This is a genomic window from Bacillus fungorum (assembly GCF_002746455.1).
GTDB classification, from domain to species: domain Bacteria; phylum Bacillota; class Bacilli; order Bacillales; family Bacillaceae_G; genus Bacillus_A; species Bacillus_A fungorum.
In genome coordinates this window covers 148,185-162,389 of sequence record NZ_NWUW01000003.1, presented here as the reverse complement: position 1 = coordinate 162,389, position 14,205 = coordinate 148,185, and the positions used below count along the sequence as shown (strand labels likewise).

General features: G+C 33.9%; 10 protein-coding genes, 5 pseudogenes and 1 other annotated feature. Of the genes and pseudogenes, 6 read left to right on the top strand and 9 right to left on the bottom strand.

Features of this window, described 5'->3' with window-relative positions; translation table 11 throughout:
- Positions 1–958: 958 nt before the first annotated feature.
- Positions 959–1,168, bottom strand: a pseudogene (locus CO726_RS05435) (YhgE/Pip domain-containing protein); the annotation flags it as partial.
- Between CO726_RS05435 and CO726_RS05430 the strand changes: the two are divergent.
- Positions 1,110–1,712, top strand: a complete 603-nt coding sequence (locus tag CO726_RS05430) for a TetR/AcrR family transcriptional regulator (protein ID WP_281259829.1) — start codon at positions 1,110–1,112, stop codon at positions 1,710–1,712. The pseudogene CO726_RS05435 and the gene CO726_RS05430 overlap by 59 nt on opposite strands.
- A gap of 56 nt (positions 1,713–1,768) precedes the next feature.
- Here CO726_RS05430 and ppsA read toward each other — a convergent pair whose 3' ends face one another.
- Both ppsA and CO726_RS32355 read right to left on the bottom strand, forming a co-directional pair.
- The gene (gene ppsA / locus CO726_RS05425) at positions 1,769–4,375 is read right to left on the bottom strand and encodes a phosphoenolpyruvate synthase (protein WP_099683568.1); all 2,607 of its coding nucleotides are present in this window, start codon (positions 4,373–4,375) and stop codon (positions 1,769–1,771) included.
- Between the two features lie 169 nt (positions 4,376–4,544).
- Positions 4,545–4,625, bottom strand: a pseudogene (locus CO726_RS32355) (YolD-like family protein); the annotation flags it as partial.
- A gap of 109 nt (positions 4,626–4,734) precedes the next feature.
- Here CO726_RS32355 and CO726_RS05420 point away from each other — a divergent pair.
- Positions 4,735–5,280, top strand: a complete 546-nt coding sequence (locus CO726_RS05420; protein WP_099683567.1) for a hypothetical protein — start codon at positions 4,735–4,737, stop codon at positions 5,278–5,280.
- Positions 5,281–5,488: 208 nt separating this feature from the next.
- Here the strand turns inward: CO726_RS05420 and CO726_RS05415 are convergent.
- The 4 genes and pseudogenes from CO726_RS05415 to CO726_RS05400 form a co-directional block, all read right to left on the bottom strand.
- Positions 5,489–5,745: pseudogene (locus CO726_RS05415) on the bottom strand (hypothetical protein).
- Positions 5,746–6,054: 309 nt separating this feature from the next.
- The gene (locus CO726_RS05410; protein ID WP_099683566.1) at positions 6,055–6,180 is read right to left on the bottom strand and encodes an aspartate phosphatase; all 126 of its coding nucleotides are present in this window, start codon (positions 6,178–6,180) and stop codon (positions 6,055–6,057) included.
- Positions 6,177–7,250: a Rap family tetratricopeptide repeat protein gene (locus CO726_RS05405; protein WP_099683565.1), complete on the bottom strand. Its 1,074-nt coding sequence runs from the start codon at positions 7,248–7,250 to the stop codon at positions 6,177–6,179. Before CO726_RS05405 ends, CO726_RS05410 begins: the two co-directional genes overlap by 4 nt.
- 353 nt (positions 7,251–7,603) lie before the next feature.
- Complete coding sequence (locus CO726_RS05400; RefSeq protein ID WP_099683731.1) at positions 7,604–8,428, bottom strand: ATP-grasp domain-containing protein; 825 nt, start codon at positions 8,426–8,428, stop codon at positions 7,604–7,606.
- 74 nt (positions 8,429–8,502) lie between these two features.
- Positions 8,503–8,755 (bottom strand) — a binding site (T-box leader).
- 403 nt (positions 8,756–9,158) lie between these two features.
- Here CO726_RS05400 and CO726_RS05395 point away from each other — a divergent pair.
- Both CO726_RS05395 and CO726_RS05390 read left to right on the top strand, forming a co-directional pair.
- Positions 9,159–9,449 (top strand): DUF4183 domain-containing protein, encoded by a 291-nt coding sequence (locus CO726_RS05395; protein WP_098759320.1) that lies wholly within the window; start codon positions 9,159–9,161, stop codon positions 9,447–9,449.
- Positions 9,450–10,039: 590 nt separating this feature from the next.
- Positions 10,040–10,948, top strand: coding sequence for an LVIVD repeat-containing protein (locus tag CO726_RS05390; RefSeq protein WP_099683564.1), 909 nt, complete (start codon positions 10,040–10,042; stop codon positions 10,946–10,948).
- Positions 10,949–11,212: 264 nt separating this feature from the next.
- Here CO726_RS05390 and CO726_RS05385 read toward each other — a convergent pair.
- A pseudogene (locus CO726_RS05385) lies at positions 11,213–11,377 on the bottom strand (IS4 family transposase); the annotation flags it as partial.
- Between the two features lie 828 nt (positions 11,378–12,205).
- Between CO726_RS05385 and CO726_RS32350 the strand changes: the two are divergent.
- Positions 12,206–12,322: pseudogene (locus tag CO726_RS32350) on the top strand (exosporium leader peptide-containing protein); the annotation flags it as partial.
- A 230-nt stretch (positions 12,323–12,552) separates the two neighbouring features.
- The gene (locus tag CO726_RS31410) at positions 12,553–13,050 is read left to right on the top strand and encodes an exosporium leader peptide-containing protein (protein ID WP_136699395.1); all 498 of its coding nucleotides are present in this window, start codon (positions 12,553–12,555) and stop codon (positions 13,048–13,050) included.
- A 329-nt stretch (positions 13,051–13,379) separates the two neighbouring features.
- On the opposite strand, the gene CO726_RS32765 is transcribed toward CO726_RS31410, so the two are convergent.
- Complete coding sequence (locus CO726_RS32765) at positions 13,380–14,072, bottom strand: DUF4183 domain-containing protein (RefSeq protein WP_099683730.1); 693 nt, start codon at positions 14,070–14,072, stop codon at positions 13,380–13,382.
- Between the last annotated feature and the right edge of the window lie 133 nt (positions 14,073–14,205).

Below are 14,205 nucleotides of genomic sequence, written 5' to 3'. Positions count from 1 at the left end.
CCGTATCTAGGTTAAGATTTATTTTCTAAAGCATTTTTAATCACAAGAAGAATTAATTTTCTAAACATTAATAATACTGCAATTGTTAGAGAAACGTAGAATATTTACTGTAAATCCTACGTTTTACAGTACTAATGAATTTAAGTCCTCACTTGCTTTACTATGGGAGTCTAGACTATTAGAATTCAATGCGGTATCTTCTATGGAAAATCCCACTTCTCTCAATGAACCATACAATTCATTAGTAGAAATTCGAATAAATTTTTCAGTTTAATTTGCAAGGGCAACTGCTAATAATATTATTGTTCCTAATATATTTGTAGAATGAAAAAATTATGAATTTTCAATACTGCGGTTGCATATGGTACTGTAGAAAAGTTAATGCCACTGTTAATTTCATATTGCTTTATCATGGAATACAGCAATTCTTTATTTTGAATATATCCTTGAACAGATCAGTAATTCTTTCTGTCTTTAGCTCTTCTAAGTTCAATAAATTTCAACAAGTTAATTCATCGTAATTAATTCAGTAATAATAACTCTTCTCACCTAAGTATAACTTTAAGTAGTATATTACTTATTCCAAGAATAAAAAAATATACATTTCTCATTATATATATTGTTTATAAACATTTGGCACTAGCTGAATCCTGTACAATGTTAACTTCTTCTGCTAAATTCATTGCTATTCTAAAATGAAATGTACAGTACTTAATCTATCTTAACGAGCACACACATAAAAGAGACCTACTGTTTCTGTTAGATTACTTAATCTTTCAACCTATGAAAACTATTACCCGAAAATAGATATTCACATTTTATATAAGGATGTATTTACTAGAACATATTTCATTCGAAACACTTAGGCACATTAATCATTTTTGGATCGATCTCATTACCATATTAGTTCTAAACAACTACACGTTGTTATTAAATGGTTTTGTATGGAATTACTTCATTTTCCAAAGAAGAATATTTCTCTAAGTCCTTCAATCATGAATCGCATCGGCAACCATGCATACACCCAGTCTTGGTAAAATGGCGACAACATTTCAGGTGCTAACGATAATAACGGTGCCCCAAAGAATAGTAAAAGAGCGAATACACCGATTCCCTTTAGTCCAACTAATGAAAGTACCGCCGATATCATTAAGAAGAAACTAAAGATTGAAGAAAAAGGTTTTGATGCTATTACAGTGAAAGATATTACAATGAAAGCAAACATTAATCGTGGTACTTTCTATGCGCACTATCAAGATAAATTTGATTTAATGACAAAATGCCAAGAAGACATTATATATGAGTTTTCTAGCATTGCCAAAAAGAGATTCCCAGAAGTGATTGCGGATCTTGGATCAAATCCTTCTCCAACAATGCCGTTTCTACTTATCACTTCTATCCTTGAATTTCTAAATGAAAATAGTGATTTTATGAGAGCTGTACTTAGCCCAAAAGGAGATTTATCTTTCCAAACAAAACTAAAAGACTTTATGTGGAAAACACTATTTGAAGATACGAATGGTGCTCTCATTAATAAGGAAAATTTACTTGTCCCAAGTCAATACTTAGCTTCTTATATGGCATCTGCTCATATTGGTGTTATTCAGCAATGGTTAAATAACGGGCAAAAAGAAACACCAGAGGAAATTGCTCGTATTTTATCAACAATCGCAGTTCATGGACCTTTTTATGCAGCTGTTTTAAAGAAGTGAGTTGTTGCAGAGTAAAAAGATCATCCACTATTTATAGCGAATGATCTTTTATTTCATTACAACACTTCAATATACCCTTCTGTTCCATGTACCCGAATTCGTTGTCCGTCTTTTATTAATTTCGTAGCATTCTCTACCCCAACAACTGCGGCTAATCCATATTCACGTGCGATCACTGCTCCGTGTGTCATGAGTCCGCCAACTTCAGTGACTAATCCTTTTATAGACACAAACAACGGTGTCCAGCCAGGATCAGTAAAAGCAGTGACTAATATATCTCCCTCTTCTAAATTCGCATCTTCCATATTTAAAATAACGCGAGCTCTTCCCTCAATTACTCCTGAAGAAACAGGCAAACCTATGATTGCTTCAGCCGGGAGATTTTTTCGTTTATACTTTCCTGTAATGATTTCTCCATCAGACGTCATTACACGCGGAGGCGTTAGTTTTTCATATAATTTGTAATCATTTTTTTGTTTATAAATAAGCTCGTAATCTAGTTTATTCGTGCGAACAACTTCTTGAAGCTCTCCAAAAGTTAAATAGTATATATCATCAACTTCATGAATGACACCGCTCTGCACAAGTTGCTCTGCTTCTTTCAGTAATGCCTGCTTATATATAAAATAACGATGAATCATGCCGTATTTTGGATATTCACGATAACCAATACAATTACGGATGTTACGAATCATTCGCTTCGTTTCTTCTACTCTTTGTTTACTATCCGGCAATTGCTGCAATCGATCTAATAATTCTTCTTCTTTTTTCAAAGCTTCTTGCAGTCCTTCTTCAAATTTCCGTTTACTCGCACCATATTCAAAGTCTCTTATATTATTTAAAATCATCGGGATAATTGTAGTTGGCTTTTCACTCCAGCGCGTTTTCGTAATGTCGATTTCGCCGCTACATCTCATTCCATATTTATTTAGAAAAGTTAGAATGGTATCTCGAGCTTTTTCTCCGCCTTTAAACTGAACTAATTCATCTAAAAAACTATCGTTTTCTACATGTTGTAAATACGCAATAACTTCTGGGTACGGCCGAATCACATCCGCTACATCCATTAATGCTAAACCCATTTCAGAAGTAATATTATTTTGTACCGATTGAGAAAGTGTGTCTGCTGCATTCTTTTCGCCTAGCCATTGCTCCATTTTTTCATTGATCCACGTTGAAGCATTCATTCCTTTCATAATGACAGCGATACTTTGCGGGTTAAATAATACTTTCTTTAATTGCTGAATATCTTCCAAAATAAAATCAAGTACATCCACCCCTGATTTCATTTGCATGTTTCGTTTTAACTCTTCGATTGATACTTGACTATTCTTTATTAACTCCGTAACGATTGCTGGGGTGTTTTCGATTTCTGGTTGCGAACTTGCAGGCGGCACACTTTTACTAGCACTCTTTTCTTTTTCATCACCCGGTAACAATTCAATAAAATCATCTCGTTCGACTACAGTCTTTAATGCATCTCGTATGAGCGGATCCGATTTTCCTAACGTGTTTATTAAGTAATTTCTGCTAGCAGGTGAAGCTAATTTTTGTGTAGCATCCACAAACAATCTTCCTCCCGCTTTACGCATAGGAGCACTAGTCGTTAACAGGAAAAAAGATAACCCTAGTGGTTTCATCGCATCTGTCATCATTTGTTGATGGCCAACCGATATATATACATGATTTTCCCCATCATTTTCTTCAGGAATTGGATATAAAGTTGTAATTGGACGACTTTGGACAATATAAAATGTGTTATCGACTAAACACCATTCAATATCTTGCGGACAGCCAAAATAAGCTTCAATAAGCCTTCCAATCTGTGCTAGTTTTAAAATTTGTTGTTCCGACAATGTTTGAATGTTTTGCTGAGCCCGATCCATCTGTTTCGTCTCTGTTCCGCCCTCTTTTAAAGCATAGCTAGCTACTTTTTTAGTTGAAATCACCTTATCAACGATTTCACCTTCTTTTACTTTATAATTATCGGCAGAGACCAGTCCTGATACTAACGCTTCACCAAGTCCAAAACTGGCATCGATTGATAACACCCTTCGGTTAGAAGTAATTGGATCAGCAGTAAATAAAATTCCCGAAGCCTCAGGGAAAACCATTTTTTGAACGACAACACATATAGAAACTTGATTATGTTCGAAATCATTTTGCATTCGGTATATAACCGCTCGATCTGTAAATAAAGAAGCCCAGCATTTTTTAATATGCTGCAAAATGTTTTCTTTTCCAATAATATTTAAATACGTATCTTGTTGACCAGCAAACGAGGCATACGGTAAATCTTCAGCCGTAGCACTCGAACGCACGGCATACGCATGTTCATTTCCAAAACGTGAGAGATAATGAGCTACCGCTTCCACTACATCAGAAGGGATTTCTACTGCCATAATGATTTCTCTAATCTTCTTACTGATTTCACCAATTTGAGCTCGGTCTTCACGTTTCAACTTTGTTAGCTGTTGCAACAAAGGTTGAAGCTCTTCATTTTGCTCGATAGCTTTTTCATACCCTACCGTTGTAACACAAAATCCTTCTGGCACTTGTATACCTTGAATGTTAGATAACTTCCCTAAATTCATTCCTTTTCCACCGACAAGTGGAAGCTGCGTTTTTTCTATTTCTTGAAAATCGAGAACGAAAGAACTCATATAACATCTCTCCTTACTATGCATGTGTTCTTGATTGTAGCAGTAGTAAATGAGAATGAATAGTCTATTTTGAACGTGATTTACATGATATAATTAAGTTAGGAAGAGATCATTACTTCTATTTTCCCCTCTAATTCACTTCAATTATATTACCAAACTTAAATCTTCTTTAATTATGAAAAGCATCTGCACAAGTAATCGTCTCATTTAATGGATTTATATCATCTACTGTTATGTAATTTTTATATAATGAGAAATTTTATAAATGAATTAAACCTCCTTGGACAAGTATCCATTTCATATTAGTAAAAAAATTAATATCTTATTAATAGCTAATTGATAAGATGGGAGATGTTTTTTTGTCTGAACGTTGTAAAAAGTGTGGACATAGAAGTTATAACTGTAGTTGTTATAAAGAATGCAAGACATGTGTACAGAAGGTTGTTATCGAGGGAGCGCCTAGTGTATTTTCACCAGCTTTCGGAAATTTTTATCAAACTAACTTTGTTACATTGGTTAGGAACCAGCCTATGCCTTGGAATGCTACAGGGCAGACATCTGGCGGAGTAAATCTTGACTCTGATGGCTTGACTATCCACGTTACTCAAGCTGGGTCATACTATATTGATTATTATGTAAGCGTGAATTATAATCCCAATACTCCTGGCGGTGACAGGGATTTAGGACTATTCATAAACGGGGTAGAAGTTCCCAACAATCAAACGCGATTTGGGGTTTCTGATTATGAAGCCGATCGCAATGTTTGTGCCACTGTTTCTGGTGGAGCTATTGTATTCATCCCAGCCAATGCTACTGTCCAACTGAGAAATGTATTAAATGAAGTTATAGATACTTGTGATGGTAGAAAACTTGCGGCATCGATAAATCTAATTAAATTATCCTAATATTAAATTGCGTGATGTTTTAGAAATTAGAGACATGATGAATATGGTATCTATAAGTAGCAAAAGCACCCTAAAGTTGGTGCTTTTTGTTTGCAAATATCCTCTCCTGTTTAAGCTACGCTTTTTAAAGCACATTGGCAGTCCATGTTAAACCATAAAAAACATATTTTCCAAAAGACTACCTAGGATAACTATCAGATACTCCTTTTTACTTTATCTCTACTTCAACACCTGTACCCACAGGACTAGCTCCAGGTCCCCAAGGGAAATTCACTTTAAATCCACTTGAACTTACCTTAAGAGTACCACCCGCTTGTCCAAGTGAGGCTGAACCACCAATATGTAAATCATGATCTGTAAATGGTATAGGTATATCTATCCCCCCTCATATTTTGCTAAAGAAGCCTCTGCTCCAATTTCAAATCCATTTTTATCTATCTTAGCAGAAAGTTCTGCGTTTGCCATACTTAAACTTGCTTCTCCTTTTAAACCTCTTCCATCAATATTTACTGAACCTTCAATACCTACTTTAACAGTGTTATATGAGGCACTGCCTCCGATAATTGCTCCAGCTTTCAATTTACCACCTATAGCTTTAGCATATAACGGGCCACTTCTTTCATTATATAAATAGCCTTCTTTAAACTTGGTACTTAACAAATCAGTTATTGATAGAAAGAAAAACTATCGGAAAGTTATTTCTAAATTAATATGGTCATAATGTATGATAGTGAAATAAAAGAGGACGCTCACAGCGTCCTCTTTTTCAAGTAATTAAATATGCTCTCCATGATCCATAAACACTTGAATTGATTCGTTTTTTGCTACATCTTTTACATTAGTAAAACCAAAAGTAAAAACAGCGGATAACATCATCATTAATAAGATTGCTTTTTTCATTTTAGCGCCCTTCTTTCTATGCTCTTTTTGTCTGCATCTAAAGCGATGTGTAAATACTTGCTAGCTTTTTCGTGATTTTCTGAACCATAGAACTTTTCACCTAAAAGAGAAGCATATTCTTTTACCCAATCATATAATACTTCTTTTTCAAAATACAAAATACCTTCCATGACCACATTTTCTAATTCTTCTTGTGGTGCATGGTTATGTACTGCTCTTAAAATTTGAAAATGATGACGATAACATAAGTCACTAATCTTATAGCCATTCTCAATATATTCGTTAGCGATCTGATTGTAACCTAACTTAAAATGTTCTCTTGCTAAAAGAAACATAGTTTTAGCGTTATTTTCTAATGAATCCTCTAAATGCTTAATCGCTAACTCTGACATATTTTGCCTTGCATATAAAAGCCCTAAATTATGCTTTACTCGTTTAATAAGACTTTCATCATTAGATTTTTGGAAGGTACCCAGTGCAGAAAGTAAATATTCCTCTGCACTTTCGAATTCATTTAGTCGAATGTGTGCCATCCCTAAAGTATTTAAACATGCAGCAGTTTTTAATTCATACCCTGGACTAATTGAAAATAATTCATTCGCCTTCGTAGCAAATTGAACTGCTAAGATTGGTTTCAAAATGTGATAGTAATGAACTGCAAGCCAATAATTAAATTCGGCTTTTTCAATTTCATCATGCATGTACCTTAGAAACTTTTCAGCTTCTTCAAATTGAATTCTTGCTTCACTATGTTTTGCTGTATTAATAGCGTAAATTGCTTTAAATAAATGATGATAGTAAGCTAAAAATGTTTCAGCAGAATCTGGTAAAGGTTCGATTTTGTCCAAAATATCTTTTGAACTATCCATATCACGAATTAGCAGGTTATACCGTGCATTTAATAAAGCGTAGTAGACTAATATTGTTTGGTCTTCCTTAATATTATTGATTTTATTTGCAATATCTTCTTTTATTTTCTGAGATTGTGATACACGTTGTGAAATCATAGCTTGATACCAGTCGTTTAATAAATTTGTGATTTCTTCTTTAGAAATAATGTCAACACTCATCTACTGCTACTCCCTTTTGTTAAATATTACTACAATATACTTGTCTATATAAATGATTTTTCGAATATCCTAACTTGATAAACTTTTTAAGGATCGTTCCATATCTAGTAAGTTCCTCGGTTAGCTTGATGGCAATTTGGCGCATATGGTGAGACTTCAATTGCACTTACTTATAGGGGGGCGCGTCAGAAAAATACGGATTTACAAAGTTAAGGAAATTCAAATATAAAAAGCCTAATTTCTCGGTGTTATAAGTGAGAAATTAGGCTTTAATTACTTCTTTTAAGCGCCCTTTAATGGAATAACTAAAATGCTTATATTAGCTGGTATGATTCTATAAGAACAGTGGCAATTTAAATTTGAAGAGCTTTTTGTAGTGATTCTTTCATTGCTTCTATAAAGTTCTGACGTGTTTCTTCAGGTAATTCTAACAAGGAAAGATAAGGGTTTAAATCTTCTAACTCGACTAATAAAAGCCCCCCTTGTTCGCTACGGCAAGCATCAACTCGTTGAATCCCCCAGTCAAGATTATTCCAGTCGATGAAACGTTTAGCAAAAGTTACATCTTCTTCCGTAGGTACATACTCTTTCAATTCCCATCTTTTATCTTTATTTGGTGCATAAAGAGCATACTGAAATTCTTTGTCAATAAAATAAAATGAGACTTCATATTCAAAATTGATAAATGGTTGTATCAATGTATCTTTTGACTCTGAATTAACTTTTTCACTCAATTCATCTTTTGTAATAAATTCCATTCCGATAGAGTCTGCTCCATTTTTTGGCTTTACAATATATCTATCTACACTAGGGAGTTTAATTAGGGAATCAAGAGTATCAATCGTCGGAATAACAGGAAAATGAGCATTTGTAAGTTCAATTAAATATTCTTTTCCATTCATATCACCCTTCCCATTAAACGAATTATATGTTTTTAAATGTTTAGAAATAATTCGTTTACGAAAAGCTTCATATTTGTCTTTAAAATTTGCAACTGGACCTGCATTTCGGAAAACAATCAAATTAGCATTATCTTCAAATGCTTCAATATCCTCAGGATGACAGATGACCAAATTAAATGCTTCTCTAAGCTTAGAAGTTAGGAATAAATCCTCTTCATAATAATTTCTTCCTTTTGCTTCGTAATATAAATCTGTTACAAATAGTAGCGTCTTCATTACGCCTTCACCTGCTCTTCTTAAATTTTTATTGTGAAAATATTCCCTTAAAAAAAACAAAAAATCCCGTCTCAGTAAGAGACGAGATTGAAACTCGCGGTACCACTCTTGTTTAATAAAATGTTTAAATAACATTTTATTACCCTTTACAAACGTACAATCATACGTTGTCCCTTCTAACGGAGGAAACCGATAAAGCTTACTAAACATTCGGCTTTACTTCTCAGAGATGATCTTCGGTTATTATCTGAACACTGATTTTCAGCAAAACACCAGCTCTCTTTGGAACAGAAACAATAACTTACTCTTTCTCTTCATAGAATTTAAATCGAATTTGACTAATTAGACAGTATTATATATTTATTCAGAAAAAAATGCAAATGATTATTTAAAGAAATTTATTGATTTTTTTATATAAGGGTCCCGTCGCATTGCTATCAAGCTAACATATGAAATGTAACCCACTCATAATAATATATTGGGTGAATCTTTCATCTATTGTTCTTTCTAAAAGGACCTGCCCCACATCAGGTCCTTTTTTAGATTTGTAATCTATTAAAATGGCATTTCCGTTCGACATTAGTATATCTATACATACTGAAATCAATAATTGTACATAAGTACTAGTACTTATGTCGTTTCTAAAATTAAAAAAACTCATAGAATACAATATAGGACAAGTTTTATCATAATCTAGTCCTAATAAAATTGAGAAGGAGATGAGTAGAAAATGGCTATTATCCCTCCATTTATGGCTTCTAGAAGATTTACCTCCACATTAGGTGCAGGAACAGGGACAGGTGCTGCTTTTGCGATCGCTGCTACAGCCTGTTTAAATGATGCTGGCGTGACCGCTACAGCATTCCCCACTTTTACGTATTATAACTTCTATGTAAACGGGGTATTACAACCTGGTTCGAATTCTAGTGTTACTACAGGACCAACTGGTGCTATCACAATCCCAGGTGGAGACACATTAGATCCAGGAATTCCAATTACTGTTGAATTTATCGTATCTTAATCAACATCTTTTTTTGGGACAGATTTCTTTTATGAGAAATTTGTCCTTTTTAAAATTAAAGGAAATTTTACATTTGTCTTTTAAAATTAAACGGCTTAGAACATGGTGATTTAACTACTTTTTCACGCAAGATTTCTTAATAATACAGAACATTTGTAAGGTTAAAAACTGAAAAATCTCCGCGATATATAAAATTCTGTATAATAAAATAAAAAACAACTAAACACAATCACGACTAGGGTTCATGTTTTTCTTGTTACCAAGTCAAGTTACGCTTACTGGACTTGTATACAATACTCATCATAAATTTCATTTTAAAAATTCGGACAAATGTATTAGCAAAATGACTAGATTTGAATATGAATAATTATAGTAGGGATACAATCCATGCTAATTTAATATAGTCTTTTATTACAGCAAAATTGGCTAAATAAAGGCGAACACTTCTTGAAACCAATGTTGTAACAAAAACGTTTATTTTGGCTACAACCCTTTGCATAAAAAAATAAAGTTTTTAACTAATAATGTATTAATATGAATTTTTTCGTTGGGCCCCCTAGTAAGTTTCGAAATAAAGGCGATGAATTGTTTTGAACTCATATTTTCCAAAACAGAAGAAAAACTGTCGTAGACTTTTTCCTGCTTTCCCAGTTGCTTTGCCACCTATTGTGAGAGATAGATTTCTTTATGTATCAAGTGCTCTTAATAATACGGTAGAAATTTATAATATTATCAATCCTACAACTCCTGTACATGTAGGGAAATTTAATGCGGGAATTTTAAGTTTCCCTTCCGGATTGGCTATTATAGGTACTATTCTTTATGTAGCAAATCAAGATAAAAACATGATAGAAATTTATAATATTATTAATCCTACAGCACCTGTGCATGTGGGGGAATTTAATGCAGGAAATTTAAATTTCCCTGATCAATTGGCTATTACAGGTAACTTTCTTTATGTAGCAAATGGTGGTGATAGCACGGTAGAAATTTATAATATTTCTAATCCTATATCCCCTGTACGTATAGGAGAGCTTAATGGGACAAATTTAAATGTTCCTTCCGGGATGGCTATTACAAATACCACTTTATATGTAGGAAATACTGGTGATAACACTGTAGCAATTTATAATATCTCCAACCCTATGTCCCCTGTACATGTAGGGGAATTTAATGCAGGAAATTTAAATATTCCCGCGGGATTGGCTACTACAGGGAATATTCTTTATGTAGCAAATGCTGGCGATAATACTATAGAAATTTATAATATTTCCAATCCTATGGATCCTATACGTATAAGAGAGTTTAATGAAGGGAATTTAAATGGTCCCGTTGTATTAGCTATTACAGGTACTACTCTTTACGTAGCAAATGCTTTCGGTAACAATGTAACAATTTATGATATTTCTAATCCTATAATTCCTATACATGCAGGGGAATTTAATGGGGCAAATTTAAATTCCCCTAATGGATTGGCTATTTTTACGCTATCCAGCTAGTGATTTCTTTTACTATTACGCAACTCCCATAACACTTGGTTATGTATACACAAAAGCCTTTCAAATTGCTTAACTAGAGAGCTTTTAATAGTCTCCTAAATAAATTGAATTCCAATAACAAGACTTTATGCTAACTTAACGTGTATATGATATTCACTATTTAAACTTCTTAGAAAATCATTTTGTCATGTTTAAAAATTGGCCTAGTAAATTCCATATTCGGGATCACCGCACCTGTTTATCAAGTTGCCAAAAACAAATCCACCCTGTAACAGCATGAAGTTGACTACACAGTCGAACTAATGAATCACTCGCAACACGTTGACTAACCCAGACACAAATAATAGCTAAATCATGACCTGAAAATTTACGCTTTTATTATACAAAAGTTAGTTCCCTAGCAAGATTCTCTAAATAGGAGAGAAGCAAAAGTTCTCCCAGTAATTTTATATCGGGACATTTTTCCGTCCCCCTTTAAATTGACCCCCTAAAGGTAGGTATAAGCTTAAAGGAGAACAGAAGCTCTCCTCCGTTTAGACCATTTAAATTAATGAAGTATTGAAAACTATTCTAATTACGATTGCAATCAAGAAATACATACAAAGTAAGGCCCGTAACCTCTTACTTTCACCTTTAATAAAATCCTCTTGCAGATAAGGAAGAGCAACACTATACGTTCACTCAATCACTCATCTATAAGAGCTGATTTCGGCCTCTCATATATAGGTAGCTTTCTGACGACAAATTTCGATATTTTTTCCAAAGAGAATTTATTATGAGAACGCGTTATTAAAAAAGGGGAGATGTTGTAAATATGGATAAATATAGAAAACATTCGAAAGTGATTGCGCTTTGAGTTAACATAGTATTAAGGTAACTTTCCTAAGTAAGTATTTAAGGGGTGAATAATTTGAGTTTCAAATATAAGAGACCGTTAATTTTTATAGTCCTACTGTATATTCTATTGCTGGCTTTTAACTATGCAAATCATAATCAATTTAATTGGTTTGCAAACCTTATAAAAACACTATTTCTAGTAGGTTTTTATGAAATTATGATGTGGTTATTTTCTTCAAAAAAAACACCCTCTAGAAAATAGAGGGCACTGAAAATAAGAGGTTGTTTTTTTATTACTCAGTTTTCCGGACCTATGTTTTTCCAGTTCAGCCTTCTTCATATATACATGTACCTAGATACCAAGCAAGTTGACCAGCTAAGCTTATTAAATTACCTTTAACGCCTAATTTAATCATTTTTCTAGCTGCTAATTCAACACTTCAACTTATAAATAATAGCTTTTTTAGCAATCAAGATATTCTTACATGCGATAATGGAATAAATGCTTTAGAATTAACTATCATCAAATTAAACTAGTACAAATATTCCTTTAAAACTAAGTATTGTAAGGAAATCCTCTACTCATAACATTCTTATCTTTTTAAGAGCATGCTTATATGTATGCTCTTTTGATTTGCTATTCAAATAAAACTTTTATTAGATATTCTTTTTAGCATCAGTTGGACATGCTTTATTAATCTTTTATTTTCATATTCCATCCCTCTTTGGCATTTATTAATAAAGAGTTAATATACTGGAGGTGAAATATGTCAAAAGAAAATATATTTAACTCCCATGAAATTCTACATGGATCTGCATTAAATCCATCTTCGATTGGCCCTACACTACCACCTACTCCAACATTTACAATACCTACGGGACCTACTGGTGACACTGGACCTACTGAAATTCAATCAGCATTTAGAGCTACTAAAACAGTTGGTACTGGTCAGCCTGAAGATACTATTACTCCAATCATACTTACATTTGATGTCGTAGAATTTGATTTAAATGGTGAATACGATGGAATATCAACCTTCACACCTAAACAAGATGGAGTATATCTCATTATTGGCTCTGTAACTTTTTCACCGGGTTTTGTATCAATCTATACAACTACAGTAAATATACTTGTAAATGGTAATATAGCTGCTACTACTCTAAATTTTATGGATGGGAGTACGAGTGTTTTGAACTTTACAACTATTTCTACCATTCTTCAATTACAAGCAGGCGATGCTGTAACCGTTCAGTCTGTAGTATAACTGGTGTATATGTTGCGAACACTGGCACTCATTTTGAAGCGGCTAGATTCCCATCCCCTTGAAACAATTATTTCGCTCACATACTTCATACTTGTAGAAAGATAAATACACAAAACCCCCAAATCATGGGGCTTTTTTAAGTGTCCATGATTCGGGGTACAGTTCAAGTACTTATATGCTGCTCTTTTATTTGTAACCTTTTTAGACGAGTCTGTATATAATATAACCATTCCTTTCTTATGAATTAATTACGTCACTTGGATTATAAAAATAAAGTTCTAATCTATATTTTTTCATTATCATTCTTCTTAAAAGAAATCTGTCCTTTTTTAACTAATTGTAATAAATTGCAAAATAATTGACGCTCCCTGTACTGGAGCTGTAGGGGCTAACAAAGTTAATTGACCGGTTACAACTTGGTATGAAGATAACGGCTGAAGAATTCCATTTATAAATAAATTGATATATGATACATCACTTGGTGACAATATTTGCGTGGTTCCATATTGAGGTGAGCCATCAGCATTTGTATATACGAGTTTTTGTCCATCTGAAAAAGTAAAATACAATAAATTTGTTGTTTGTATGGCTCCTATTGGCCCCGTATCTCCTGTCGGTCCTGTATTTCCGGTTGCTCCCGTATCTCCGGTTGGTCCTGTACTTCCAGTTGCTCCCGTATCTCCGGTTGGACCCGTACTTCCGGTTGCTCCCGTGTCACCTGTCGGTCCTGTACTTCCGGTTACCCCCGTATCTCCGGTTGGTCCTGTACTTCCGGTTGCTCCCGTATCTCCGGTTGGTCCTGTACTTCCGGTTGCTCCCGTATCTCCGGTTGGACCCGTACTTCCGGTTGCTCCCGTATCTCCGGTTGGTCCTGTACTTCCAGTTGCTCCCGTGTCACCTGTCGGTCCTGTATTTCCGGTTGGACCTGTAGGAAATGTTATTGATGGAATTGGTGGAAAAGTAGGCCCAATTAAATCAGGATCTATTGCATGAGCTTGAAGCATTTCATATATTTTTTTCATTTCATTTTTATCAGCCACATCATCAACTCCTATAATACGACTGCATTATATTGATACGCCAGATTATATTACACTTCGTTTATCTTTATATAATATGTGTTCCTGCTACTATTATGCTCCTTATATCAGAGCT